The organism is Cupriavidus oxalaticus (assembly GCF_016894385.1).
In the GTDB taxonomy this organism is placed as follows: Bacteria; Pseudomonadota; Gammaproteobacteria; order Burkholderiales; family Burkholderiaceae; genus Cupriavidus; species Cupriavidus oxalaticus.
The window spans coordinates 3,755,081-3,779,097 of record NZ_CP069812.1 but is presented as its reverse complement, the minus strand read 5'-3'; the positions used below and the strand labels follow the sequence as shown (position 1 = coordinate 3,779,097).

Sequence of the window (24,017 nt, the reverse complement as noted above, 5' to 3'; positions counted from 1 at the left end):
ATGGCTCGGCGCCCCGTCCGGCCTTGCATCGGCCTAGGCTGGACGCCTGTTGGAAGACCTGGCGCGCAACCGCTTCGGCATGGCTTCAGCGATGCGGCGGATACTGCAGAAAACGTCGATCCCTGCTGTGGATAACGTCCCCCGCCTGGCGCTCACCTGCGCCCTGGTCGAACCTTGCGGCCGGCGGCGGCATGGCGGGGTCAAACAAATACGGGCCGTGCAGTGCAGCCCGTCAGGCTTACTGGTTGACAGCGTCCTTGAACTTCTGGCCAGCCTTGAACTTCACGGTCTTGGCGGCTTCCACCTTGATTTCTTCGCCGGTACGCGGGTTGCGCGCCATGCGCTCGCCACGCTCGCCCTTGCTGAACGTGCCAAAGCCGATGAGGCTCAGCGTATCGCCCTTGGCCACGGCGTCCATGATGGCCGACAGGGTCACGTTCAGTGCCTGTTCTGCCTTGGCCTTGGTGAGACCGTCCACACCGGCTGCGATAGCGTCGATCAGTTCGGTTTTCGTCATGCTTCACTCCGTATCGAGTTGATAAAACACAGGCGTCCCGGTCGGCGGCAGCCAGGCTGGCGCCGCTCCGGCAAAGACGCCGCGGGCCACATGATACCGTGTCGGACAAGGCGCACCGGGAACAGATTGTTACCCGCAGTGTTGCGCGAGGCCGCATCAGGCCGTGGCTGGCGGCAAATCGACGCGGCGGCGCGGCAGGTTCCGAACACTGCCGTTGTGGCGCAAGCGCCTGGCATCGAGCGCAGAGACAGCCACATGGGGCTGCACGGGCATGCAGCGATGCCGCCACGTCAGAGCAGCCCCTGGGGGTCGGGACAAGGCCACGAAGCGCTTTAGAGGCGTTTACAGGCCTTTGGCGATCGCGACAGAGGGCAAGGGAAGCCTCCCGCACGTAAACGCGCCCTGCTCGCGCTCAGGAGCCCCACAGGTCAACTGCACTATGTTGCATGCCGGACAGGCGCAGGGTTGCGTTCGAGGGACAGGGTATTCGGCTCGTGCATGCCCGGACCTGGGCAGTCCAACCGAGCGTATACGCAACGTTCCCGGGGCACCGGTATACGCCGGGATTTTTGCCGCTGTGCCTGGCCTGCCTTTCGGTTTACATCTTTCTTTCATGTATACAAATAGTGGTAGTAGGTAAACAGCGCCCCCGCCTGTGGAAAACCACGTAAACGTCTTTGCCGTCAACGGTTTACGTAAACGAGAAGTGGTCGTATCCAGTGTTGGTCGCAGTGGATGAGTCAGCCTTCCGCAGGAGGGCTTGCGGTAAACGCCTCCGACTTATGCCCGCGGCATCCCCATGCGAGCCCCAGGCAGCCCACATCGAATCCGCGTGCTTTTCCACAGAAGGAGGCGGGGTTATCCACATAGGGAGGTTTGCGTAACCGGGTCGTATACCCGCCAGGGCGCTTGTGCGATCGGTTAACCCATGGTTACCCATGGTTACGTATACGTGCCGCAGCCACGCCGGTATCATGCCGATCGCGCCGGAACGGCCGGCACAGGCAAGCGACACGCACGGAAAGGCAAATGGCGGACAAGGCAAAGCACAAGGCAGCGGGCAAGAAGACAGCAAGCGACCGGATCGAGGTGCGCCAGTCCGGCGTGCACGGCAAGGGCGTCTACGCCATCGCCCCCATTGCCGAAGGCGAGCGCGTGATCGAGTACAAGGGCGAGCACATCTCGTGGAAGAAGGCGCTCGAGCGCCACCCGCACGATCCCAGCGATCCCAACCACACCTTCTACTTCAGCCTGGACGACGGCAGCGTCATCGACGCCAAGTTCGGCGGCAACCGCGCGCGCTGGATCAACCACGCCTGCGAGCCCAACTGCGAGGCGCGCGAGAAGAAGGGCCGCGTCTTTATCCACGCGCTGCGCGATATTGCCCAGGGCGAAGAGCTGTTCTATGACTACGGTCTGGTGATCGAGGCGCGCTATACGGCCAAGCTGAAGAAGGAATTCGAGTGCCGCTGTGGCAGCCCGCAATGCCGCGGCACCATGCTGGCGCCGAAGGACAAGAAAAAGAAGAAGTAAGGCCGAAGGCGGCTCAGGCGGCCGACCCGGCCGGCTCGCACGGGATCCGGATCACGAAGCGCATGGTTGGCCGGCGCTCCGGCGTGCCTTCCGCGCCTTGGGAACTGGCCCGCTGCTGCGGCACGTCCTCGATATGGATGGTGCCCTGGTGCAGGGTCACGATCTCGTGCACGATGGCCAGCCCCAGGCCGGCACCGCCGCTCTGGGCCGCGCGGTCGCCGCGGAAGAAGCGCTTGAACACCTCTTCGCGCCGCTGCGGCGGGATGCCGGGACCGTTGTCCTCGATCATCACCACCGCCATGCCGCGGTGACCCATGGCCTCGCCGCCGGCGCGCACCGTGATGCGGCCGCCGGCCGGCACGTACTTCACCGCATTGTCGATCAGGTTGGACAGCGCCTCGCGCATCAGCAGGCGGTTGCCGCGCACGACCGCGGGCGTGCTGCCGGTAAAGGTAGGCCCGGGCAATATCTCGAAACCCAGGTCGATGCGGCGCGCGAGTGCCTGCGGCACCCATTCGGCGCCGATCTCGAAGGCCAGCTCGGCCAAATCGAAGTGCTCCACCGGACCCAGCCGCTCCAGCGACAGCCCGGGCTCTGCGCGCGCCAGCGACAGCAGCTGGTTCGACAGCCGCACGGCACGGTCGGCGGCGGTCTGGACTTCGCGCAGGGCATGCCGGGCGACCTCCGGCGAATCGGCTTCCATGGCGCGGTCGGCATGCAGCTTGACCGCCGTCAGCGGCGTGCGCAGCTGGTGCGCGGCATCGGCGATGAACTTGCGCTGCGCATCGAGAGCGTCGCGCAGCCGCGCCAGCAGCGCGTTCAGGCCGCGGATCAGCGGCGCCACCTCGGCCGGCACCTGGGTCTCGTCCAGTGCCGCCAGCGAGCGCGCGGTCTGCCGGTTGAGCTTGTCGGCCAGGATTTGCAGCGGCACCAGCTCTTCCTTGAGCACGTGCGACAGGATCAGGCTGCCGACCAGCAGCAGCAGGATCAGCGGCACCGATACCGACAGCAGGATCTCGTTGGCCGCGGTCTCGCGCCGGTCCAGCAGCTCGGCCACCTCGACCACGATGGGCCCGCGCGCGGGCTTGCCGGCCTCGCTGGTGCCGAGCTCGTCCACCGCGGCGCTGGGCAGCATCACCGGCAGCCGCACCGCGCGCACCTGGCGCCCGCTGAACCAGGCATAGAACAGCCGGGCATCGTGCAGCGTGGTCTGGCCGGTGCCGTAGCCCAGCCACGTGTCCATGCCGCCGATCAGGCCATCGGGCCCGTGGATGCGCCAGTAGATGCGGTCGGTGCCCTCGGCCTCGACCAGCGTCTGCGCGATCATCGGGATGTCCTGCTCCAGCCGCGGGCCGGCGATGCGGATCTGCTGGGCAATGTTGTTGGCCACGCCGTACAGCGCGCGGTCGAACACCTGCGTGGTGTAGTGCGCCGCCAGCCAGTAGGACAGCGAGCCGCTGGTCAGCACCAGCGCGAACAGCGGCGTCGCCAGCGCGCGCAGCAGGTGTACGCGCAGGCTGATGTTGGAGCCGGGGCGAGTGGCCTGGCGCGTCGATGCGGCCGCGGCGCCGGCGGTGTCAGCCGCGGCGGAAGCGGGAGGCACGTTCCGCGTTGCGATGCGCGAGGCGGTGCGCCAGGAAACTCGGGAGGAGGTGCGGGAGCGGGGCCACATTGCCAGCGGGGGCAGAAACAGGGCCTGGGATCAGGACCGTGCGCCCGGCGGCGCAAGCGGCAGGAACGCTTTCATTGACCGGCGCGGATCTGCAGCAGGTAGCCGAAGCCACGCACGGTCACGATCTCGACATCGCAATCCTCGAGCTTCTTGCGCACGCGGTGCACGTAGACCTCGATCGCGGTGTCGCCCACGGTATCGCCGCCTTCGCCGGCGGGGTGGGCGAAGGTGGCCAGGTGGTCCTGCAGCTGCGCCTTGCTGACCACGCGGCCCTGGCGCTGCAGCAGCAGCTCGAGCACCGCGAACTCGCGCGGCGACAGGTCCAGCGGCCGCGCGTCGATAAACATGCGGCGGTCGTTGCCGGACAGGCGCAGGCGCCCCAGGCGCACGTCGCGCTCGGGCGCGGCCTCGCCGTGCTGGCTGCGGCGCAGCAGCACGCGCACGCGCGCCTCCAGCTCGGGCAGGGCGAAGGGTTTGATCAGGTAGTCGTCGGCGCCGGCGTTCAGGCCCGAGAGCTTGTCTTCCAGCTCGTCGCGCGCGGTCAGGATGATCACCGGGGTGGTGCGGTTGCGGGCGCGGTAGCGCGCCAGCAGGGTCATGCCGTCGATCCCGGGCAGGCCCAGGTCGAGGATGACCAGGTCGTGCTGCTCGCGCAGCAGGTGTTCGGTGGCATAGACGCCGTCGTGGACGACGCGTACCTGGTGGCCGGCGCGGGACAGGCCGGCTTCGACGCCGCTGGCAATCTGGCGGTCGTCCTCGATCAGCAGGATACGCATGGCGGCTCGGGCAGGAGGTTGGGCATGGCTGGAGGAGGGCCCATGCAGCACACGCAGGTGCGGGCCTGCCGCAGATTGTACTAGGCGCGGGCCGCGGCTTCCTTTCGGTTTGCCTACATCCGCCCGGATTATCTGCTGCCGCGCCAGGTCTTAGCCGGGCACCACCAGCGCCGCCGCGGCGCGCTCGATAAAGTGGGCCAGGTCGATGTCGCGCTGCGTGAGGCCGTTGGCATCGTGGGTGGACAGCGTGATGTCGACGCGGTTGTAGACATTGAACCACTCGGGATGGTGGTCGGCCTTGTCGGCCTGGATCGCCACGCGCGTCATGAAGCCGAAGGCGGCGTTGAAGTCGTGGAAGGTAAAGCGCTTGAAGATCGCGTCGCGGTCCTGGACGGTGGTCCAGCCGGGCAGTTCGGCGAGCAGCGTGGCTCGGGCTTGCGGGGACAGAGGGGTCATGGTGGGCTCGATCTGGGTCTTGGGGAATCGGCAGGCAGCGTCCGGGGACGCCGCCAGAGCGGACAGCCGGCCCGCCCGCGCCGTGGCGGCGGGCATGCCGGCATTGTTTCACAAAGCGGGAAGCGGGGCAGGCGCCCCCGGCATCAGATGTCGTCGGTGCTGGCCCAGCCTTCGCGGGTGCCGACATGGATCACCTGGTCGCCCGGCACCACGTCGCCGGCGCCCAGCGTGGGCTGCGCGCGCAGTTCCTGGTACAGCGGCGCGAAGTCCGGCCGGGTCGCGTCGAACAGCTGCTCGAAGCTGTCGATCACGAAGTAGGTCTTCTGGAAGGTGTCGATGCGGTAGCGCGTGCGCATGATGCGGCGCACGTCGAAGCCGATCCGGTTGGGGCTGGCCGAGTCCAGGCTGTAGATCGATTCGCCCTGGCTCGACAGGATGCCCGCGCCGTAGATGCGCAGCCCCTGCCCGGTGCGGATCAGGCCGAACTCCACCGTGTACCAGTACAGGCGCGACAGCATGTCGAGCGCGCCCATGCCGGCCGCCTTCAGGCCGCCCTTGCCGTAGGCCTCCATGTAGTCGGCAAAGACCGGGTTGATCAGCAGCGGCACGTGGCCGAACACGTCGTGGAAGCAGTCCGGCTCCTGCAGGTAGTCCAGCTGCTCGGGCTTGCGCATCCACCAGCTGGCCGGGAAACGGCGGTTGGCCAGGTGCTCGAAGAACACCTCGTCCGGCACCAGCCCGGGCACGGCGACCACCTGCCAGCCGGTGGCGCGCATCAGGGTCTCGTTGAGCTGGCCGAAATCCGGCACGCGGTCCTTTTCCATGCCGAGCGTGGCCAGGCCTTGCAGGAATTCGTCGCTGACCCGGCCCTGCAGCATCGACGCCTGGCGCTCATACAGCTTGCGCCAGATGGCGTGGTCGGTGCTGGTGTAGCGGTGCACCGGCTGCTCGATGGTGAAGTCGGGGCGCAGCGACTGGCCGGACAGCAGGCCTGCGTCGAACTGTTCGCGCAGCTTGTCGGTGAGGGTGCCCTGGAAGGCGGCGGGGGCTTCGGTGGCAGCCATGGCGGGTGCGGACATGGGTTTGTGTCTCCTGTTATGCGTGGTCGCTGCGGCACGGCAGCCTGAAATGCGGATTTACTGCGTAGTTTAGTGACGGCATGCCGCATATACGCCGCAAAATCGGCTTGTATTGGATCGATCGCGCATGTAACGTGCGTCATGCGATGGCTCAATGCGGAATTTGTGTATGACTGCCCAAAGCGTCTCTCTCGATCCTTTCGACCTGGCCCTGCTGGCCGCCCTGCAGGCCGACGGCCGCTCCACCCACCAGCAGCTGGCCGAGCGCGTGCACCTGTCGCCCAGCCAGGTCGGCCGCCGCCTGGCGCGGCTGGAAGCCGATGGCGTCATCACCGGCTACCGCGTCAGCCTGTCGACCCAGGCGCTGGGGCTGGGCGTGCTGGTCTTTATCAGCGTCAAGCTGGCGCACCACGGCGACACCATCGTCGAGCGCTTCCGCGAGGAAATCCTGCTGCTGGAAGAGGTGCAGGAGTGCTATTCGGTGGCGGGCGAGGCCGATTACCTGATCCGCGTGGTCGTGCCGGACCTGCCCACGCTGGCGGAATTCACCATGAAGCGGCTGATGCGCGTGCCCGGCGTGGAGAGCGTGCGTTCCAATATCGTGCTGACCGCGATCAAGTGCGAGGGGGCGCTGCCGCTGTCGCACCTGCGCTGACACGAGATCCGCGCGTCTTTCCCAGGGCGCGTTGCAGGATTGCGCGCCGGTCTTGCGCTCCTGTGGCGTGCGTGTCACCCTCGCCGGGTGCCACAAAGTGGCGGAAAAGGGAGGATGGCAGGATGAAGGGAATCGTTGCCGGAGCCGATCGGTACCTTGGCAGCAGGCAGCCAGCGCGCGCGTCATGCGCCGCGGCATTGGCGCTGGGCGCCGCGCTCGTGCTGCTTGCCGCCGTCCAGCCCGCCGATGCCGCCCAGGTCACCCGCTTTTCGCCGGAAGGCACGGTGGGCCAGGTCCGGCAGGTGGCGATCCGCTTCGACGAGGCCATGGTGCCGATGGGCGACGTGCAGGCCGCAGCGCCGGCCGCCGTGTCATGCACCGGCGCCAGCACCAGCGGCCAGGCTCGCTGGGTGGATGCCAAAAACTGGGTCTACGATTTCGCCAGCGATCTGCCGCCCGGGGTGCGCTGCAGCGTGCGCATGCGCACCGGGCTGAAAAGCGTCGCCGGCACCGCCTATGCCGGCAAGCCGGAATACCGCTTCGAGACCGGCGGCCCGACCGTGATCGCCAGCCGGCCGTCCGGCGGCGAGATCGAGGAAGACCAGGTCTTCGCGCTGCGCTTCAACGGTTCGGCCACCCCGGCGTCGGTGCGCGAGCATGCCTGGTGCCAGGCGCAAGGGCTGGGCGAGCGCATCCCGGTACGGTTGCTCACCGGCAAGGAACGCGACGACCTGCTCGAGGCGATCCACTGGACCAAACTGGCCAGGCCGGCGCCCGATGCCGTGCATCTGCTTGCCTGCCAGCAACGGCTGCCGGCCGCGGCGCGCGTGCAGCTGGTGCTGGGCGCGGGCATCGCCACGCCGTCGGGTGTGGCCGCGCGCGACGAGCGCCGCTTCGACTACACCGTGCGCGAACCGTTTACCGCCAGCTTCAGCTGCGAGCGCGAGCACGCGCAGTCGCCGTGCACGCCGCTGCGGCCGATGTCGGTCACGTTCTCGGCCCCGGTGCCGCGCAAGCAGGTCGAGCAGGTGCTGCTGAAGACGCCCTCCGGCCGGCGCGCGCCGCAGTTCGATCCGGACCTCGCGCCGGATGCCAGCGTCAGCGCGCTGACCTTTGCCGCGCCGTTCGCCGAGAAGGCACAGTTCATCGTCGAGGTACCAAAGGACCTGAAGGACGACAGCGGCCGCACGTTGTCCAATGCCGACCTGTTCCCGCTGAAGGTCGCCACGGCGTCCATGCCGCCGCTGGCCAAGTTCGCCGCCGCGCCGTTCGGCGTGGTGGAGCGCTTCGGCGAACTGCCGCGCGGCAAGTCGCCGGCCGACTATCCGCCGCTGCTGCCGGTGACGCTGCGCAATGTCGAGGCCGACCTTGCCGTGCGCGGCATCCAGGCCCGTGCCGGCACGGTGATGAAGCTGCGCGTAGACGACGATGCCGCGGTGATGCAATGGCTGGGGCTGGTGCGCCGCATGCATGAGTCCAGCTATACCCGCGGCGAGCTCGACGCGGTGCTGGCGGGCCGCTCGCCTTATCGTGTCAGCAACCCGCGCAATGCGATGTCGATCGAAACGCGCTCCGTGTCATTGCTCGAGCGCGCCCCCGGCGTGCAGAAGCTGGCCGTACCCAAACCATCGGGCGACGGCCCGCGGCCGTTCGAGGTGGTCGGCATCCCGCTGCCCGAGCCGGGCTTCCACGTGGTCGAGATCGCTTCGCCGATGCTGGGCGAGGCGCTGCTCGGCAAGCGCGCGCCGATGTACGTGCGCACCACTGCGCTGGTGACCAACCTGGGCGTGCATTTCAAGCTCGGCCGCAGCCTGGGCAGCGAGGACGACGGCAGCCGCAGCGGCCTGGCGTGGGTCACGGCGCTCGACGACGGCAAGCCGGTGGCCGACGCCGCCGTCGCCGTGCGCGATTGCAGCGGGCGCCTGCTGGGCGAGGGCCGCACCGACGCCGGCGGCGTGGTGCGCTTTGCCAGGCTGGACGCCGTGCCGGAATCGAATTGCGACCAGAACGGGCTGTCCGGCTATTTCGTGTCCGCGCGCATCGCCGCGGGGCATCCGCAGGCGCGCGGCAAGGCCGACATGGCCTTCGTGATGTCGGACTGGAACCGCGGCATCGAATCCTGGCGCTTCAATGTGCCCACCGACACCAGCACTGCACCGACGGTGCGCGCGCATACCATTTTCGACCGCACGCTGCTGCGCGCCGGCGAGACCGTGTCGATGAAGCACCTGATCCGCGCCGAGACCGCGCAGGGCTTTGCCTTGCCGCCGGCCAGCCGCCCGCTGCCGACGCGCGTGACGATCCGTCACGACGGCAGCGGCCAGACCTACGAGCTGCCGCTGCAGTGGCGCCAGACCGCGACCGGCGGGCGCAGCGCGGAAAGCACCTTCCAGGTGCCGCCCGCGGCCAAGCTGGGCATCTATACCGTCGAGCTGGAAGCGCAGCAGACGCAGCAGGGTGGGGGCGTCAACGGCCGCGACGAAGGCTCGCGTACCTATCCCAGCGGCAGCTTCCGCGTCGAAGCGTTTCGTCTGCCCGTGCTGGCCGGCACGCTGCAGCTGGCCGGCAAGGCCGGCGCCGCGATCGCGCCGGCCGAGCTGCCGGTCGGCGTGGAAATCCACTACCTGTCGGGCGGCGGCGCGGCCGGCCTGCCGGTGCGCGTATCGGCGCTGCTGCGCGACAAGAGCGTCAGCTTCCCCGGCTATGACGAGTTCTCGTTCAACCCGCCGCGTCCGCAGCGCGAAAGCGCGGGCGGCGACGAGGAAATGGATGACGCCGACCAGGCCGACCAGGCGGACAGCAGCCAGACACTGGTGGCGGACAAGCTGCCGCTGACGCTGGACAAGAACGGCAATGGCACCGTCACGCTGCGCAAGCTGCCCAAGACCGACGCGCCGCGCGACCTGGTGCTCGAAGCCGGCTTTGCCGACCCCAACGGAGAGATCCAGACGCTGCGCCAGACCGTGCCGCTGTGGCCGGCCGGCGTGGGGGTCGGCATCCGTACCGAAGGCTGGGTCTCGGTGAAGCAGAAGCTGGCGGTGCACGGCGTGGTGCTGGACCTCAACGGCAAGCCGGTGGCCGATGCCCCGGTCAAGCTCAATGCGCGCGCGCGCATCACCACCTCGGCGCGCAAGCGCGTGGTCGGCGGCTTCTACCGCTATGACAACCGCACCGAGACGCGCGAGCTCGGCACGGTGTGCGAGACCCGCACCGATGCGCACGGCCGCGCGCGCTGCGAGGTGGCGCTGGACCAGGCCGGCCAGGTCGAACTGGTGGCCAGCGCGCGCGACAAGGAAGGACGCACCGCGCAGGCCGCTTCGACAGTGTGGGTCACGCGCCGGGGCGAACTGTGGTTCGGCGGCGCGAACCACGACCGCATCGACCTGCTGCCGGAGAAGAAGTCCTACGCGCCGGGGGACACCGCGGTGTTCCAGGTGCGCATGCCGTTCCGCCACGCCACCGCGCTGGTGGCGGTGGAACGCGAGGGCATCTACCAGACCCAGGTGGTCGAGCTGCATGGCAGCGATCCCACGGTGCGCGTGCAGCTCAAGCCGGAGTGGGGGCCCAATGTCTACGTCTCGGTGCTGGCGCTGCGCGGGCGCCTGCACGAGGTGCCGTGGTATTCGTTCTTTACCTGGGGCTGGCGCCAGCCGGGCGAGTGGTGGCGCGCCTTCCGCAGCGAAGGCCGCGAATATGCCGCGCCGACGGCACTGGTCGACCTGTCCAAGCCGGCCTTCCGGCTGGGGCTGGCCGAGATCAGCGTGGGCAACGCCGGGCACCGGCTCGATGTCGCGGTGACGCCCGACAAGACCACCTATCCGGTGCGCGGCAAGGCGCGCGTGGCGATCCAGGTCAGGCTGCCCGACGGCAAGCCCGCCGCCAACGGCGAAGTCGCGCTGGCGGCGGTTGACCAGGCGCTGCTGGAGCTGATGCCCAACACCAGCTGGGACCTGCTTGACGCCATGCTGCAGCGGCGCGGCTATGGCGTGGAAACGTCGACCGCGCAGATGGAGATCATCGGTCGCCGGCACTATGGGCGCAAGGCGGTGCCCGCCGGCGGTGGCGGCGGCAAGAGCCCGACGCGCGAGCTGTTCGACACGCTGCTGCTGTGGAACCCGCGCGTGCAGCTCGATGCCGAAGGCCGCGCCAGCCTGGAAGTGCCGCTCAACGATTCGCTGACCAGCTTCCGCATCGTCGCCGTGGCCGACCTGGGCGTGGGCCGCTTCGGCACCGGCAGCGCGACCATTGCCGCCACGCAGGACCTGCAGGTGATTTCCGGCCTGCCGCTGCTGGTGCGCGAGGACGACCGCTACCGCGCCATGTTCACGCTGCGCAATACCACGAAGCGCGCCATGACGGTGCAGGCGGGCGCGCGCGCCACGCTGCTCGGCAACGACGGCACGCTGCCCGCGCAGACCGTGCAGATTCCCGCGGGCGAAGCGCGCGAGATCGGCTGGGACGTGACCGCGCCCATGCTGCTGGCGTATGCGCGCAGCGGCACCGTGATGTGGGAGGTGCAGGCCAGCGAGCAGGGCGGCGGCAATGCCGGCGACCGCATCAAGGTCTCGCAGCAGATCGTTCCCGCGGTGCCGGTCACGGTGCAGCAGGCCACGCTGGCGCAGGTGGCGCCGTCGCTGTCGGTGCCGGTCAAGGCGCCGCCCGGCGCGCTGGCGGATCCTGTCGGCAAGGTGCGCGGCGGGCTGCAGGTGAACTTCCAGTCGTCGCTGGCGGGCGGCATGCCGGGCGTGCGCGAATGGTTCCGCAACTATCCGTTCACCTGCCTGGAGCAGCGTGCGTCGAAGGCGATCGGGCTGAACGACACGGCCGCGTGGGAAGCACTGATGACGCAGCTGCCGTCGTACCTCGATGCCAACGGGCTGGCTTCGTATTTCCCGCTGGCTTCGGACAGCGACCATGGCAGCGAGGTGCTGACCGCTTACCTGCTGGCGGTCAGCGACGAGGCCGCGCGCGCCGGCCTGGCGCTGCGCATTCCCGACGCGCAGCGCGCGCAGATGGAGCGCGCGCTGACCGACTTCGTCGAAGGCCGCATCCGCCGCGACAGCTGGTCGCCGGTGGGCGGCACGCAGTACCTGGAGGCGCGCAAGCTGGCCGCGCTCGAAGCGCTGTCGCGCACCGGCCACGCGCAGGCGCGCATGCTGGATGCGATCCAGATCCTGCCGGCGCAGTGGCCGACCTCGGCACTGCTCGACTGGACCCTGCTGCTGACGCGCCTGGCCGATATCCCGCAGCGCGAGCAGCGGCTGGCCGAGGCGCAGCAGCTGCTGCGCTCGCGCCTGACGGTGCAAGGCACGCGGCTGGCGTTCTCCACCGAGCGCAACGACAACTGGTGGTGGATGATGGCCGGAGGCGATGCCAATGCCGCGCGGCTGCTGACGCTGGCCGCCGAGCTGCCGGGCTGGAAGGAAGACGCGCCGCAGCTGGCCACCGGCCTGATCGGCCGGCAGGTGCGCGGCGCCTGGGGCACCACCACCGCCAATGCGTGGGGCATGCTGGCGGTGACGCGCTTTGCGCAGGTGTTCGAGAAGACGCCGGTGGCGGGCAGCACGCGCGTCTCGGTGAGCAACGCCGCCGATGCCACGCGCAGCTTCGACTGGGCGCGCGCGCAGCGCAACGACGGCGTGGCACAGGGCAGTGTCGACCTGCCGTGGCCGGCAGGCGCGGACGGCGGCACGCTGCAGGTGGAGCAGGCCGGGGCCGGCCATCCGTGGGCGACGGTACAGGCGCTCGCCGCGGTGCCGGTCACCGCGCCGCTGGCCGCGGGCTACCGCATCAAGCGCACCGTGACGCCGCAGGAGCAGGCGGTGCCCGGCAAGTGGTCGCGCGGCGACGTGTACCGCGTCAAGCTCGAGATCGATGCGCAGGCCGACATGACCTGGGTGGTGGTCAGCGACCCGGTGCCCGCCGGCGCCACCATTCTCGGCAGCGGCCTGGGCCGCGATTCGCAGATCGCCACGCGCGGCGAGCGGCGCCAGGGCGTGGCCTGGCCGGCCTACACCGAACGCACGCCGCAGGCGTATCGCGAGTACTTCGGCTACCTGCCCAAGGGCACGGTGGCGGTCGAGTACACGGTGCGCCTGAACAACGCCGGCGAATTCTCGCTGCCGCCGTCGCGCGTCGAAGCGATGTACGCGCCCGATGTATTCGGCGTGGCGCCGAACGCGCGGCTGGTGGTAGGAGCGCGCCCATGAGCTGGCTGGCGTTGACGATGCCGGCGCGGGTGCGCGAGTGGTGGCTCGCGGGTGCGATGGCGGGTGTGATCTACGGCGCCTTGCTGGTGCAGGTGTCGATGGAGTTGCCCGAGGGCGCGCCCTTGACCGGGCAGATCGCCATGCAGCCGTTGTGGAAGACCGCGATGGCGCTGCTGCTGGCGCGTGCCGCGTGGTTCCACCGGCCGCTGCCGGAACGGCGCTGGCTGGTGACGGCGCTGGTGTGCTCGGCCATCGGCGATTTCCTGCTGGCGGTGCCGGCGCTGTCGTTCTCGTTCGTGGGCGGGCTGGGCGCCTTCCTGCTCGCGCACCTTGCCTACCTGCGGCTGCTGGTGCCGCTGGCCGGCGACCTGCGCCCGCACCGGCTGATCGCTTGCGGCGCCATGCTCGGCGTGGCCGGGACCATGCTGGGCCGCTTCTGGCCTAATCTCGGCACGCTGGCGGTGCCGGTGTCGCTGTACGTGGGCGTGCTTGCGGCGATGGCGTGCAGCGCGCTGGTGGCGCGGCTGCCGACGCCGCTGGCGGCACTGGGCGCGCTGTGCTTTGCCGCGTCGGACATGATGATCGGCATCGCGCGTTTCCTGGTGCCGTTCGAGACCTTCGCGCTGGGCATCTGGTGGACCTATGCCGCGGCGCAGGTGCTGCTGGTGGCGGGCATCGTGTCGGGGCGGTCGCAACCATGAAGGCGCGCGGCAGGCGTCTTGCCATCCTGGCGCTGTGGCCGCTGCTGTGGAGTGCGCACGCCGCCGCGTTGCCGGCCTTCACGCAGGTGCGCGACGAATGGCGCAGTGCTGACGTAGTGGTGCTGGACCGCCACGGCGATGTGGTCGGGCGGGTACGCGACGACTTCCGCGCACGCCGCGGCGACTGGGTCACGCTGGCGCAGACTTCACCGGCATTGCGCACGGCCATCGTGCTGTCGGAAGACCGGCGCTTCTATGCGCATAGCGGCGTCGACTGGCAGGGCGTGGCCGCGGCGGCGGGGGCCAACCTGTGGAACACGCGCACGCGCGGCGCCTCGACGCTGACCATGCAGCTGGCCGGCCTGCTGGACGACGACCTGCGCCGGCCCGGCGCGGCGGCGCAGGGACGCAGCTTCACGCAGAAGGTCGGCCAGGCCGCGGGCGCGGCGCTGCTGGAGCGCAGCTGGAGCAAGGACCAGATCCTCGAGGCGTACCTGAACCTGGTGCCGTTCCGCGGCGAACTGGTCGGGCTGTCGGCGCTGTCGCAGGTGTTGTTCGGCAAATACCCGGAAGGGCTCGATGCGCGCGAATCGGCGCTGGCGGTGGCGCTGGTGCGCGCGCCCAACGCGCCGGCCGCACAGGTGGCGCGCCGGGCCTGCGGCATCCTGCGCGAAATGCGGCTGCCGCGCCAATGCGAAGGGCTGGAAGGCTTCGCGCAACTGGCGCTGCTGCGTACCGGGCCGGTGGCGCAGCGTAATGCCACGGCGTTGGCGCCTGCGATGACGCAGCAACTCGCACCGCACCTCGCACGCCGATTGGTCAGCGACACGCGCGCGCAGCTGGCGCCGGGCGCGCCCATGCCAGCGCGCATCACATCCACGCTCGACGCACGCCTGCAGCGCGCGGCGGTGGCAAGCCTCGACCGGCACCTGCGCGAGCTGGCCGGGCGCCATGTCGAGGATGGCGCGGTGGTGGTGATCGACAACGCCAGCGGCGACGTGCTGGCCTATGTGGGATCGTCCGGCGCGCTGTCGTCGGCCGCGCAGGTCGACCACGCCGCCGCGCTGCGGCAGGCCGGCTCGACGCTCAAGCCCTTCCTGTACGCGCAGGCGCTGGAGGAACGGCGCCTGACCGCGGCGTCGCTGCTCGACGACCGGCCGGTGAACCTGCCGGTGGGCGGCGGACTGTATGTGCCGCAGAACTACGACCACCGCTACGCCGGCTGGGTCAGCACGCGGGCGGCGCTGGCGGCATCGCTGAACGTGCCGGCGGTGCGCACGCTGGTGATGGTGACGCCGCACCGCTTCCACAAGCGGCTGGTGGCGCTGGGCCTGCCGCTGGCCGAGGCGGGCGACTACTACGGCTACAGCCTGGCGCTGGGCAGCGCCGACGTGTCGCTGCTGGCGCTGACCAATGCCTACCGCGCGCTCGCCAGCGGCGGGCGCCATGCGCCGCCGCGGCTGCGCGAAGGCGCACCGGTTGCTGCGCCCGTCGCGGTCATGCAGCCGGCCGCGAGCTACGTGATCGGCGATATCCTTGCCGACCGCCACGCGCGCGCGCGCACCTTCGGCCTCGACAGCCCGCTGACCACGCGCTTCTGGACCGCGGTCAAGACCGGCACCAGCAAGGACATGCGCGACAACTGGTGCATCGGCTGGTCGCAGCGCTATACCGTGGGCGTGTGGGTCGGCAACGCCAGCGGCGCGGCCATGCGCGATGTTTCCGGGGTGTCCGGCGCGGCGCCGGTATGGCATGAAGTCATGGAAGCGCTGCATCGCGAGCAAGGCAGCCGCGCGCCGGAGATGCCCGCGGGCGTGCAGCGCGCGGCGCTGCAATTCGACGATGGCCTCGAGCCCGCGCGGGAGGAGGTGTTTCTCGCCGGGACGGCCATCGCGCGCGTCAGCGTCGGCAAGCTTGCGGCAGCGGCCAGCACCGCGCCGGCGATCGCCAACCCGGCCAACGGCACCGTGTTCGCGCTCGACCCCGACATGCCGCCGGTGTCGCAGCGTGTCTGGTTCCAGGCGGAAGGCATCGCCGGCCAGTCCGCGCGCGCGGTCAGCTGGCGCATGGACGGCAAGCCGCTCGGCCGCGGCGCCGAGGTGGCGTGGCTGCCGTGGCCGGGCCGCCATCAGGTGGAACTGCTCGATGCGGCGGGCAAGGTGGTGGACCGGATCGGCATCGAGGTGCGCGGCGCCTCGGTGCGGGCGCCATCCGCGCCTGCCAGGCGCTGATATCGCTGCGCGGGCCGTCGCGCATAATCGCTGTTTCACCATCCAGCCGGAGCGCCCGCATGTCCCTGCTTCCCCTCGATGCCGCCAGCACGGCGGCCCGCCTGCCGTATCCCGAACTGGCGCGCGCCATCGCCGATATGCTGGCCGAGCTGCGCGACGGCACGGCCATGGCGCCGCCGCGCATCGCGCTGCCGGTCGGCGATGCGGAACACGGCGAGGGCACGTTGCTGGTGATGCCGGCGCGCAACCGCAGCCTGGTGATGACCAAGAACATCACCGTGCACCCCGGCAACCCGGGGCGCGGGCTGCCCAGCATCCTCGGCGAAGTGGTGGTGGCCGACGCGCATACCGGCGCGCGGTTGGCCATGCTCGACGGGCCGACGGTGACCGGCCGGCGCACCGCGGCGGTGTCGCTGCTGGCGGCGCAATGCTTCGCCGCGCGCACCGATGGCGAACTGCTGATCGTCGGCGCCGGCGTGCAGGCGCTGACGCACCTGGAGGCCTTTGTTGCCGGGCTGGGCGCGCGCAAGGTGTGGCTGCAGTCGCGCACGCGCGACAAGGCCGCGGCGCTGGCTGCTCAGGCGCGCACGCTGGGCGTCGATGCCGAAGTGACCGACACCGTTGCCGCGGTGCTGCCGCGCGTGTCGATGGTGGTCACGGTCACGTCCAGCCGCAGCCCGGTGCTGCCGGACCTGGACAGCGGCCTCTGGCGCGACGACCACTTCATCGCCGCCGTCGGTGCCTTCCGCCCCGACATGTGCGAGCTGCCGCCGCAGCTGTGCCATGCGGCCGCGGATCATGGGCGCCTGCTGGCCGATACGCTGTTCGGCATCGAGGAAGAGGCGGGTGACCTGCTGCAGGCGGGCATCGACTGGGGCACCGTGCAGCCGTTCGAGACGGCGATCCTGCAGGCGGATGCCATCCGCGCGCGCAGTGGCAGCCCGCTGGTGTTCAAGAGCGTGGGCTATGCGCTGTGGGACCTGGCGGCGTGCGTGCTGGCCAGCCGCGCCTGACGCGCGCCGATCAGCACGCCGCTCGTCCCCCCGGCTCAGCCCGCCCGGGCGCGCAGCCAGTCGCTGAACAAGGTACGCGCCGGCGCCAGGAAGCCGGCGATCGGCTCGCTGCGGTCGCTGGCGTACCAGTGGACATAGCAGCCATGCAGCGTGGCGACGATCAGGCGCGACATCTCGGGCGGCAGCGGCTGGCCCGGCACTGACAGCACCTCGGCCAGGTCGCGCACGTGCGCGTCCCAGCTGTGCCGGATCTGCTCGCGCACGCTGGCCGGTACGCCGCCGGAGAACAGCAGGCCAAGCACCACGCCCTTGGCCTCCGGATTGGCCGTGAAATAGTCGGCGAGTTCGTCGAACAGGTTTTCCAGCCGCTGCGGCGGCGTCTTGCCGGCATGCCGGGCGACACCCCCAAGGTCATGGCCGAAGTCTTCGAACAGGCTGGTCGCGGCTTGCGCCAGCAGCATTTCCTTGCTCCCGAAGTGCCAGAGCAGGCTGCTTTTGGCCACCCCGGCCCGGGCGGAAACCTGGTCGAGCGTCACCTCGGAGTAGCCATGTGCGCTGATCAGCTCACGCGCGACGGCGAGAATCCGGTCGCGGGTTTCGAGGCCGCGGCGGTTCTTGAGCGCTGCCGGCGGGACTTTGGTGGACGGGGGCATTGAAGACGGCATACGGGGCGGGGGCAGATTTTCAGAATTTTCAGGCGGGCGGAGATTTGACAGTAGAGAAGCTCTGCCAGCACACTCCATGATTGTACTGAACGTTCAGCACAATAGTATCGCGCGACCATGTTGGCAGCGCGTAAAGGAGACCCGCATGTCGTACCTGACCGCCACTGCCGCGGCCGTTGCCGCAGCATTTGTTTTCGCCGGCTCTTCCGGATCCGCCAAGGCCGCCTCTACACCGGCCAAGCCGGCCAGCGACGCCACGGCCCGCGCCCAGGCCGCCGTGCTGCAGCAGTTGCCGTTCCAGAATCAGCGTGATTTCGAGGACGCACGCCGCGGCTTCATCGGCACCATCGACAGCGGCGAGATCCGCGATGCGCAGGGCAGGGTGGTGTGGTCGCTGGATTCATATCGCTTCATCGACAAGGACGTCGCACCCGCGACGGTCAATCCCAGCCTGTGGCGGCAGGCCCGGCTGAACATGAACCACGGCCTGTTCCAGGTGACCGACCGCATCTACCAGATCCGCGGCTTCGACATCTCCAACATGACGATCATCGAAGGCGACAGTGGCCTGATCATCATCGACCCGCTGACCGCCACCGAGACCGCCCGCACCGGCCTGGAGCTGTACTACAAGCACCGCCCCAGGAAGCCGGTGGTGGCGGTGATCTATACGCACAGCCATGCCGATCACTTCGGCGGCGCCAAGGGCGTGATCAGCGAAGACGACGTCAAGGCGGGGAAGGTCAAGGTGCTGGCGCCCGAAGGCTTCATGGAAGAGGCTGTCAGCGAGAACGTCTTTGCCGGCAACGCGATGAGCCGCCGCGCCCAGTACATGTATGGCACCAACCTGCAGCGTTCGGCCACCGGCCAGGTCGATGCCGGGCTGGGCAAGGCGGTCGCGCAGGGCACGCTGACGCTGGTGCCGCCGACCGACCTGATCGCCAGGACCGGCGAGACCCGAACCATCGACGGCGTGCAGATCGAATTCCTGATGGCGCCCGGCACCGAGGCCCCGGCGGAGATGCTGATGTACCTGCCGCAGTGGAAGGCGCTGTGCGCGGCGGAGGATGCCACCCACAACCTGCATAACCTTTACACCATCCGCGGCGCGCAGGTGCGCGACGCCAACCAGTGGTGGCGTGCGCTGGACGAGACCATCGACCGCTTCGGCGGCCGCACCGAGGTGCTGTTTGCGCAGCACCACTGGCCGACCTGGGGCCGCGACAACATCGTCACCTACCTGGGCAAGCAGCGCGATGGCTACAAGTACATCCACGACCAGTCGCTGCGGCTGGCCAACCTGGGCTACGTGCCGGCCGAGATCGCCGAGCGCGTGAAGCTGCCGCCGTCGCTGGCCTCCGAATGGCACCTGCGCGACTACTACGGCACCGTCAGCCACAACGCCAAGGCGGTCTACCAGCGCTACCTCGGCTGGTACGACGCCAATCCCGCCAACCTGAACCCGCTGCCGCCCGAGGATGCCGGCAAGCACTACGTCGAGTACATGGGCGGCGCGGCGCGCGTGCTGGAGCAGGCGCGCGCGTCGTATGCGCGCGGCGAGTACCGCTGGGTGGCCGAGGTGCTCAAGCACGTGGTCTTTGCCGACCCGGACAACCAGGCCGCCCGCCAGCTGCAGGCCGACGCGCTGGAGCAGCTCGGCTACCAGGCCGAGTCTTCGACCTGGCGCAATGCCTACCTCACCGGCGCGGCCGAGCTGCGCGACGGCGCGCCAAAGTCTACGCGCCGCACCGGCAGCCCCGACGTGCTGCGGGCGATGACCGACACCATGTTCCTGGACTACCTGGCGATCAGCCTGAACGGAGACCGCGCCGCGGGCAAGACCGTGGCGATCAACTGGGTCCAGCCCGACACCGGCAAGCGCTACGCGCTGACGGTGGAGAACGGCGTGTTCCGCTACAAGGCAGGCGCACGGCATGCCGCACCGCAGGCCACGCTGACGATGCCGCGCGCGGTGCTGACCGGCGTGCTCTCGGGGCAGACCACGCTGCAGGCGGAGACCCAGGCCGGCCGCGCCAAAGTCGATGGCGATCCGCAGGCGCTCGCTGCATGGATGGCGCTGATGGACAAGTTCGAGCCGAGCTTCGCCATTGTCACACCCTGAGCGCGGGTCCGCCGCGCGGGAGGGGGCAGGCGGCCGCTGTTGCGCGGCTTGCCTCTAAACCCCCGTATCATTCAGGGTTTTTTCCGGCGCGCGGCATAAAGCGTTGCGCCGACGCAGCGTTTACCCGGCCTGGACACGCTTCCTGCCCGGGTTTCTTAGTGGTTAACCCTTGCTTTAGGAAGGGGCCTCTACGAATCTGTATCGTCGGTGAAACAGTCCTGCTCCCACACGCCGGATAATGCATGCGGCAGTAAATGAATGAGGAGTAAGAGGACTATGAAATCGACCTACAAGAAGAAGATGCTGGCGGCCGGCGCTGTCATGGCGTTGGCGGGAGCCGCACAAGCACAGTCGGCCGGCAGCAATATCGTCAGCCTGGGCTGGTTCCGCGTGATGCCGAACAGCTCCGCCGACCCGATGACCGTCGACAGCATCAATGGCCGGCCGGTCAATATGACCCGCGCCAACACCGGCGCCGATATCGAGACCGCCGACACCCTCGGCCTGGCGTTCACGCACTTCTTCACGGACAACATCTCGGGCGAGCTGGTCGCGGGCATTCCGCCCAAGCATGACGTCACGGGCACCGGCGAGTATGCCAAGTACGGCAAGCTCGGCTCGGTCAAGCAGTGGAGCCCGGCGCTGCTGGTCAAGTACCACTTCTTCGACGCCAGGACCAAATTCCGCCCGTATGTCGGCATCGGCGTCAACTACACCTGGTTTACCAACGAAACCATCACCAACCAGCAATTCGTCGATGGCGCGTTCGGCATCCCCGGCGCCACGATGACCGCCAGCGCCAAGCCGTCGTGGAACCCGGTGTTCAATGTCGGCGCCAACTATGCGATCAACGACAACTGGTTCGTCGGCCTGTCGGTGTCGTACCTGCCGCTGTCGACCACCGCCACGCTGACCACGCAGGCCGGGCCGGTGACGATTGTTTCGCATACCAAGATCAAGATCGACCCGGTGGTGACATTCCTGAGCGTGGGCTACCGCTTCTGAGCGCAGCGCCACGGCCAATATAAAAAAGGGACGCCCGGGGGCGTCCCTTTTTGCTGCAAGCCTGCCGCCTACGACACCGACTTGACCGGATAGCCAGCGTCTTCGATCGCGTGCCGCAATGCCTGCGTGTCGGCGCCGCTGTCCACGCGCACGGCCTGGGTCGGTACGTCGGCGCTGACCTTGGCAGCCGGGTCAACCGCCTGCACGGCACGCGTGATGGCGCCGACGCAATGGTTGCAGGACATGCCTTCGACCTGGAACTGGATCATGCTGGAAACCTCCTGAAGGGTTGAATGGCGGCACGGCCGCGACAGACATAGTGTGAACCTTGCCATGGTGGGAAGCGCAAGGGGATTTTGAAGTGGCGCAGAAGACATGCGGCTCCGCCCTTGACCTTCCCATGATGGTAAGGTCCATGATGCTGATATCGACACTGTGGATGATCCAGGACCATGACAAGTTCCAGCGCTGTGCTCGCCCCGCAACCCGCCAAGCCCTTGGATGACACGCCCGAATGGCGCCTGCCGGTCGAGGGCATGACCTGTGCCTCGTGCGTGCGCCGCGTGGAGAACGCGCTGGCGCGTGTGCCGGGCGTACACGACGTGGCCGTCAACCTTGCCACCGAGGCCGCCACCCTGCATGCCGACTCCGCTGCCGTGCTGCCGGCCGCCGCGCGCGCCGTGGCCGATGCCGGCTATGCGGTGCCGCAGGACAGCGTCGAACTGCAAGTCACCGACATGACCTGCGCGTCGTGCGTGGCGCGCGTGGAAAAGGCGCTGCGCGCGGTGCCGGGTGTGGTGCAGGCGCAGGTCAACCTGGCCACCGAACGCGCCACGGTCACGGTGCTGCGCGGCACCGCCGATGATGCCGCGCTGGCTGCCGCCGTGGCACGCGCGGGCTATGGCGCCACGCCGGCGGCTGGTGGTGGCGCAGCGGCACCGGCGCAAGCCACACGCACGCCTGCGTTCTGGGACGGCCCCTGGCCGGTGGCGATCGCGGCCGCGCTGTCGCTGCCGCTGGTCGCGCCGATGGTGCTGGCATGGTTCGGCGTGCACTGGATGCTGCCGGCCTGGGTGCAGTGGCTGCTGGCGACGCCGGTGCAGTTCGTGTTCGGCTGGCGCTTCTACAAGGCTGGCTGGAAGGCGGTACGTGCGGGCGCCGGCAATATGGACCTGCTGGTGGCGCTGGGCACGACCGCGGCGTACGGTCTGTCGCTGTGGCTGATGTGGCGCACGCCTGCCGATGCCATGCCGCACCTGTACTTCGAAAGCGCGGCGGTGGTGATCACGCTGGTGCGGCTCGGCAAGTGGCTGGAGACGCGCGCCAAGCGCCAGACCGCCGAGGCCATCCGCGCGCTGGCGGCATTGCGCCCCGATACCGCGCGCGTGCGCCGCGGCGGCCAGGAAGCCAGCGTGCCGCTGGCTTCGGTGCGCGTCGGCGACGAGGTGGTGGTGCGCCCGGGAGAGCGCATCCCGGTCGATGCCGAGGTGATCGAAGGCAGCAGCCATGCGGACGAATCGATGCTGACCGGCGAGAGCGTGCCGGTGCCCAAGAAGCCGGGCGACCGGCTGACCGGCGGCGCGATCAACTTCGAAGGGCTGCTGGTGGCGCGCACCGTTGCCGTTGGCGCCGAGACCGTGCTGGCGCGCATCATCCGCATGGTCGAGCATGCGCAGGCGGCCAAGGCGCCGATCCAGCGCATGGTGGACCAGGTCAGCGCGGTGTTCGTGCCGGTGGTGCTGGTGATCGCGCTGGCGACGGTGCTGGGCTGGGGCCTGCTGGGCGGAAACTGGGAAGCGGCGCTGCTCAATGCGGTGGCGGTGCTGGTGATCGCCTGCCCGTGCGCGCTGGGGCTGGCCACGCCCACCGCGATCATGGCGGGCACCGGCGCGGGGGCGCGTGCCGGCATCCTGATCAAGGACGCCGAGGCGCTGGAAGTGGCGCATCGCGTCAGCGTGGTGGCGTTCGACAAGACCGGCACGCTGACGGTCGGCAAGCCCGAGGTGGTGGCGCTGCATGCTGCCGATGCTTCCGACGCCGACGGCGGCACGCTGCTGGCGCGTCTGGCCGCGCTGCAGGCCGGCAGCGAGCACCCGCTGGCGCGCGCGGTGCTGGCCGCGGCGCAGGCGCGCGGCATCGCCGTGCCCAGGGCCGAGCACGTCCAGGCGCTGCCGGGCCGCGGCATCGCCGGCGTGGTCGACGGCCAGGCGCTGCAGCTCGGCAGCGAACGCCTGCGCGAGTCGCTCGCTGCTGAAGCGGGTACGCTGGCACCGGTGGCGCAGCGTCTGCGCGACGAAGGGCGCACCGTGTCGTGGCTGGTCGAGACCACGCCGCCGCGCGTCGTCGGGTTGGTTGCGTTTGGCGATGCGATCAAGCCGGGCGCGCCCGAGGCGATCGCCCGGCTGCGCGCGGCGGGCGTGCGCACCGTGATGCTGACCGGCGACAACGCCGGCGCGGCGGCGCGGGTGGCGCGCGAGCTCGGCCTCGACGAGGTGCAGGCCGAGGTGCTGCCCGAGGACAAGGCCGCGCGCGTGCAGGCGCTGGGCCAGGGCGGTGCGGTCGTGGCGATGGTGGGCGACGGCATCAACGATGCGCCGGCGCTGGCGGCGGCCGATGTCGGCATCGCCATGTCGACCGGCACCGACGTGGCCATGCACGCCGCCGGCATCACGCTGATGCGCGGCGACCCGGCGCTGGTGGCCGATGCGCTGGCGGTCTCGCACCGCACCGTGCGCAAGATCCGGCAGAACCTGTTCTGGGCATTCTTCTACAACGTGGTCGGCATCCCGCTGGCGGCGGCGGGGCTGCTGAACCCGGTGGTGGCGGGCGCGGCGATGGCCTTCTCCAGCGTCAGCGTGGTCGGCAACGCCTTGCTGCTGCGGCGCTGGCACCCGCAGTCCAGAACGGCAGCCACGGCACAGAGAGGCAAGCGATGAATATCGGCGAAGCGGCGCAAGCGTCGGGCGTGTCGGCCAAGATGATCCGGCACTACGAATCGATCGGGCTGGTGGAGACACCGCCGCGCACCGAGGGCGGCTACCGGCGCTATGACGAACGCGCGGTGCATACCTTGCGCTTCGTGCGGCGCGCCCGTAATCTGGGCTTCTCGCTCGACGAGATCCGCGACCTGCTGTCGCTGTGGCGCGACCGCGGCCGCGCCAGCGCCGACGTCAAGGCGCTGACGCTGAGGCATGTGGCCGACCTGGAGCAGCGCATCGCTGAACTGGCGGCGATGCGCGATACGTTGCGGCAGCTGGCGCAGCATTGCAGCGGCGACGAGCGGCCGGATTGCCCGATCCTGGCCGATATCGCGGATGTGCCTGGCACTGGCGACGCGTGCCACGCGGCGCGGGAAGAACAGGGCTGTCACTGATCGCCTTTTG

Annotated in this window: 17 protein-coding genes; 10 read left to right on the top strand and 7 right to left on the bottom strand. The window is 69.6% G+C overall.

Translation table 11 applies throughout. The features are described 5' to 3' along the window. Positions 1–238: 238 nt before the first annotated feature. Positions 239–517 (bottom strand): HU family DNA-binding protein, encoded by a 279-nt coding sequence (locus JTE92_RS29900; RefSeq protein ID WP_012354324.1) that lies wholly within the window; start codon positions 515–517, stop codon positions 239–241. Positions 518–1,546: 1,029 nt separating this feature from the next. Here JTE92_RS29900 and JTE92_RS29895 point away from each other — a divergent pair. Continuing rightward, positions 1,547–2,050 carry an SET domain-containing protein gene (locus JTE92_RS29895; RefSeq protein WP_063240036.1) on the top strand — a complete coding sequence of 168 codons (504 nt, stop codon included), beginning with the start codon at positions 1,547–1,549 and terminating at the stop codon, positions 2,048–2,050. Positions 2,051–2,063: 13 nt separating this feature from the next. On the opposite strand, the gene JTE92_RS29890 is transcribed toward JTE92_RS29895, so the two are convergent. From JTE92_RS29890 to phhA, 4 genes are all read right to left on the bottom strand, one after another. Continuing rightward, positions 2,064–3,722 (bottom strand): sensor histidine kinase, encoded by a 1,659-nt coding sequence (locus JTE92_RS29890; RefSeq protein ID WP_063240037.1) that lies wholly within the window; start codon positions 3,720–3,722, stop codon positions 2,064–2,066. Positions 3,723–3,793: 71 nt separating this feature from the next. Continuing rightward, positions 3,794–4,498, bottom strand: coding sequence for a response regulator transcription factor (locus JTE92_RS29885; RefSeq protein WP_063240038.1), 705 nt, complete (start codon positions 4,496–4,498; stop codon positions 3,794–3,796). 150 nt (positions 4,499–4,648) lie between these two features. After that, positions 4,649–4,954 (bottom strand): 4a-hydroxytetrahydrobiopterin dehydratase, encoded by a 306-nt coding sequence (locus JTE92_RS29880; protein WP_063240039.1) that lies wholly within the window; start codon positions 4,952–4,954, stop codon positions 4,649–4,651. A 143-nt stretch (positions 4,955–5,097) separates the two neighbouring features. Continuing rightward, positions 5,098–6,033 carry a phenylalanine 4-monooxygenase gene (gene phhA / locus JTE92_RS29875; RefSeq protein ID WP_063240040.1) on the bottom strand — a complete coding sequence of 312 codons (936 nt, stop codon included), beginning with the start codon at positions 6,031–6,033 and terminating at the stop codon, positions 5,098–5,100. A gap of 169 nt (positions 6,034–6,202) precedes the next feature. Here phhA and JTE92_RS29870 point away from each other — a divergent pair, with 169 nt between their 5' ends. The 5 genes from JTE92_RS29870 to JTE92_RS29850 all read left to right on the top strand — a co-directional run bounded on the left by JTE92_RS29870 (position 6,203) and on the right by JTE92_RS29850 (position 16,842). Then, positions 6,203–6,688 (top strand): Lrp/AsnC family transcriptional regulator, encoded by a 486-nt coding sequence (locus tag JTE92_RS29870; RefSeq protein ID WP_029046491.1) that lies wholly within the window; start codon positions 6,203–6,205, stop codon positions 6,686–6,688. 122 nt (positions 6,689–6,810) lie between these two features. Beyond that, entirely contained in the window at positions 6,811–12,897 is a 6,087-nt protein-coding gene (locus JTE92_RS29865; RefSeq protein WP_063240041.1) for an alpha-2-macroglobulin family protein, read from the top strand. Further along, a complete protein-coding gene (locus JTE92_RS29860) occupies positions 12,894–13,598 on the top strand; it encodes a lysoplasmalogenase (protein WP_063240042.1) in 705 nt (234 codons plus the stop codon). The genes JTE92_RS29865 and JTE92_RS29860 overlap by 4 nt, the downstream gene beginning before the upstream one ends. Beyond that, complete coding sequence (gene pbpC / locus JTE92_RS29855) at positions 13,595–15,829, top strand: penicillin-binding protein 1C (RefSeq protein WP_063240043.1); 2,235 nt, start codon at positions 13,595–13,597, stop codon at positions 15,827–15,829. Before JTE92_RS29860 ends, pbpC begins: the two co-directional genes overlap by 4 nt. Before the next feature lie 59 nt (positions 15,830–15,888). Beyond that, the gene (locus JTE92_RS29850; protein WP_063240044.1) at positions 15,889–16,842 is read left to right on the top strand and encodes a delta(1)-pyrroline-2-carboxylate reductase family protein; all 954 of its coding nucleotides are present in this window, start codon (positions 15,889–15,891) and stop codon (positions 16,840–16,842) included. Positions 16,843–16,877: 35 nt separating this feature from the next. Here the strand turns inward: JTE92_RS29850 and JTE92_RS29845 are convergent, their stop codons facing one another. Beyond that, positions 16,878–17,495 carry a TetR/AcrR family transcriptional regulator gene (locus JTE92_RS29845; RefSeq protein ID WP_232353202.1) on the bottom strand — a complete coding sequence of 206 codons (618 nt, stop codon included), beginning with the start codon at positions 17,493–17,495 and terminating at the stop codon, positions 16,878–16,880. Positions 17,496–17,652: 157 nt separating this feature from the next. Here JTE92_RS29845 and JTE92_RS29840 point away from each other — a divergent pair, with 157 nt between their 5' ends. Both JTE92_RS29840 and JTE92_RS29835 read left to right on the top strand, forming a co-directional pair. Continuing rightward, on the top strand, positions 17,653–19,629 hold the full coding sequence (locus JTE92_RS29840) for an alkyl/aryl-sulfatase (protein WP_063240046.1): 1,977 nt from the start codon (positions 17,653–17,655) through the stop codon (positions 19,627–19,629). 276 nt (positions 19,630–19,905) lie between these two features. Beyond that, positions 19,906–20,634, top strand: coding sequence for an OmpW/AlkL family protein (locus tag JTE92_RS29835; protein WP_063240047.1), 729 nt, complete (start codon positions 19,906–19,908; stop codon positions 20,632–20,634). Between the two features lie 68 nt (positions 20,635–20,702). Here JTE92_RS29835 and JTE92_RS29830 read toward each other — a convergent pair whose 3' ends face one another. Continuing rightward, on the bottom strand, positions 20,703–20,903 hold the full coding sequence (locus JTE92_RS29830) for a heavy-metal-associated domain-containing protein (protein WP_063240048.1): 201 nt from the start codon (positions 20,901–20,903) through the stop codon (positions 20,703–20,705). Positions 20,904–21,086: 183 nt separating this feature from the next. On the opposite strand from JTE92_RS29830, the gene JTE92_RS29825 reads away from it, so the two are divergent. Continuing rightward, positions 21,087–23,570, top strand: a complete 2,484-nt coding sequence (locus JTE92_RS29825) for a heavy metal translocating P-type ATPase (RefSeq protein WP_063240049.1) — start codon at positions 21,087–21,089, stop codon at positions 23,568–23,570. Continuing rightward, positions 23,567–24,007 (top strand): Cu(I)-responsive transcriptional regulator, encoded by a 441-nt coding sequence (gene cueR / locus JTE92_RS29820; RefSeq protein WP_063240050.1) that lies wholly within the window; start codon positions 23,567–23,569, stop codon positions 24,005–24,007. The genes JTE92_RS29825 and cueR overlap by 4 nt, the downstream gene beginning before the upstream one ends. Positions 24,008–24,017: the final 10 nt, after the last annotated feature.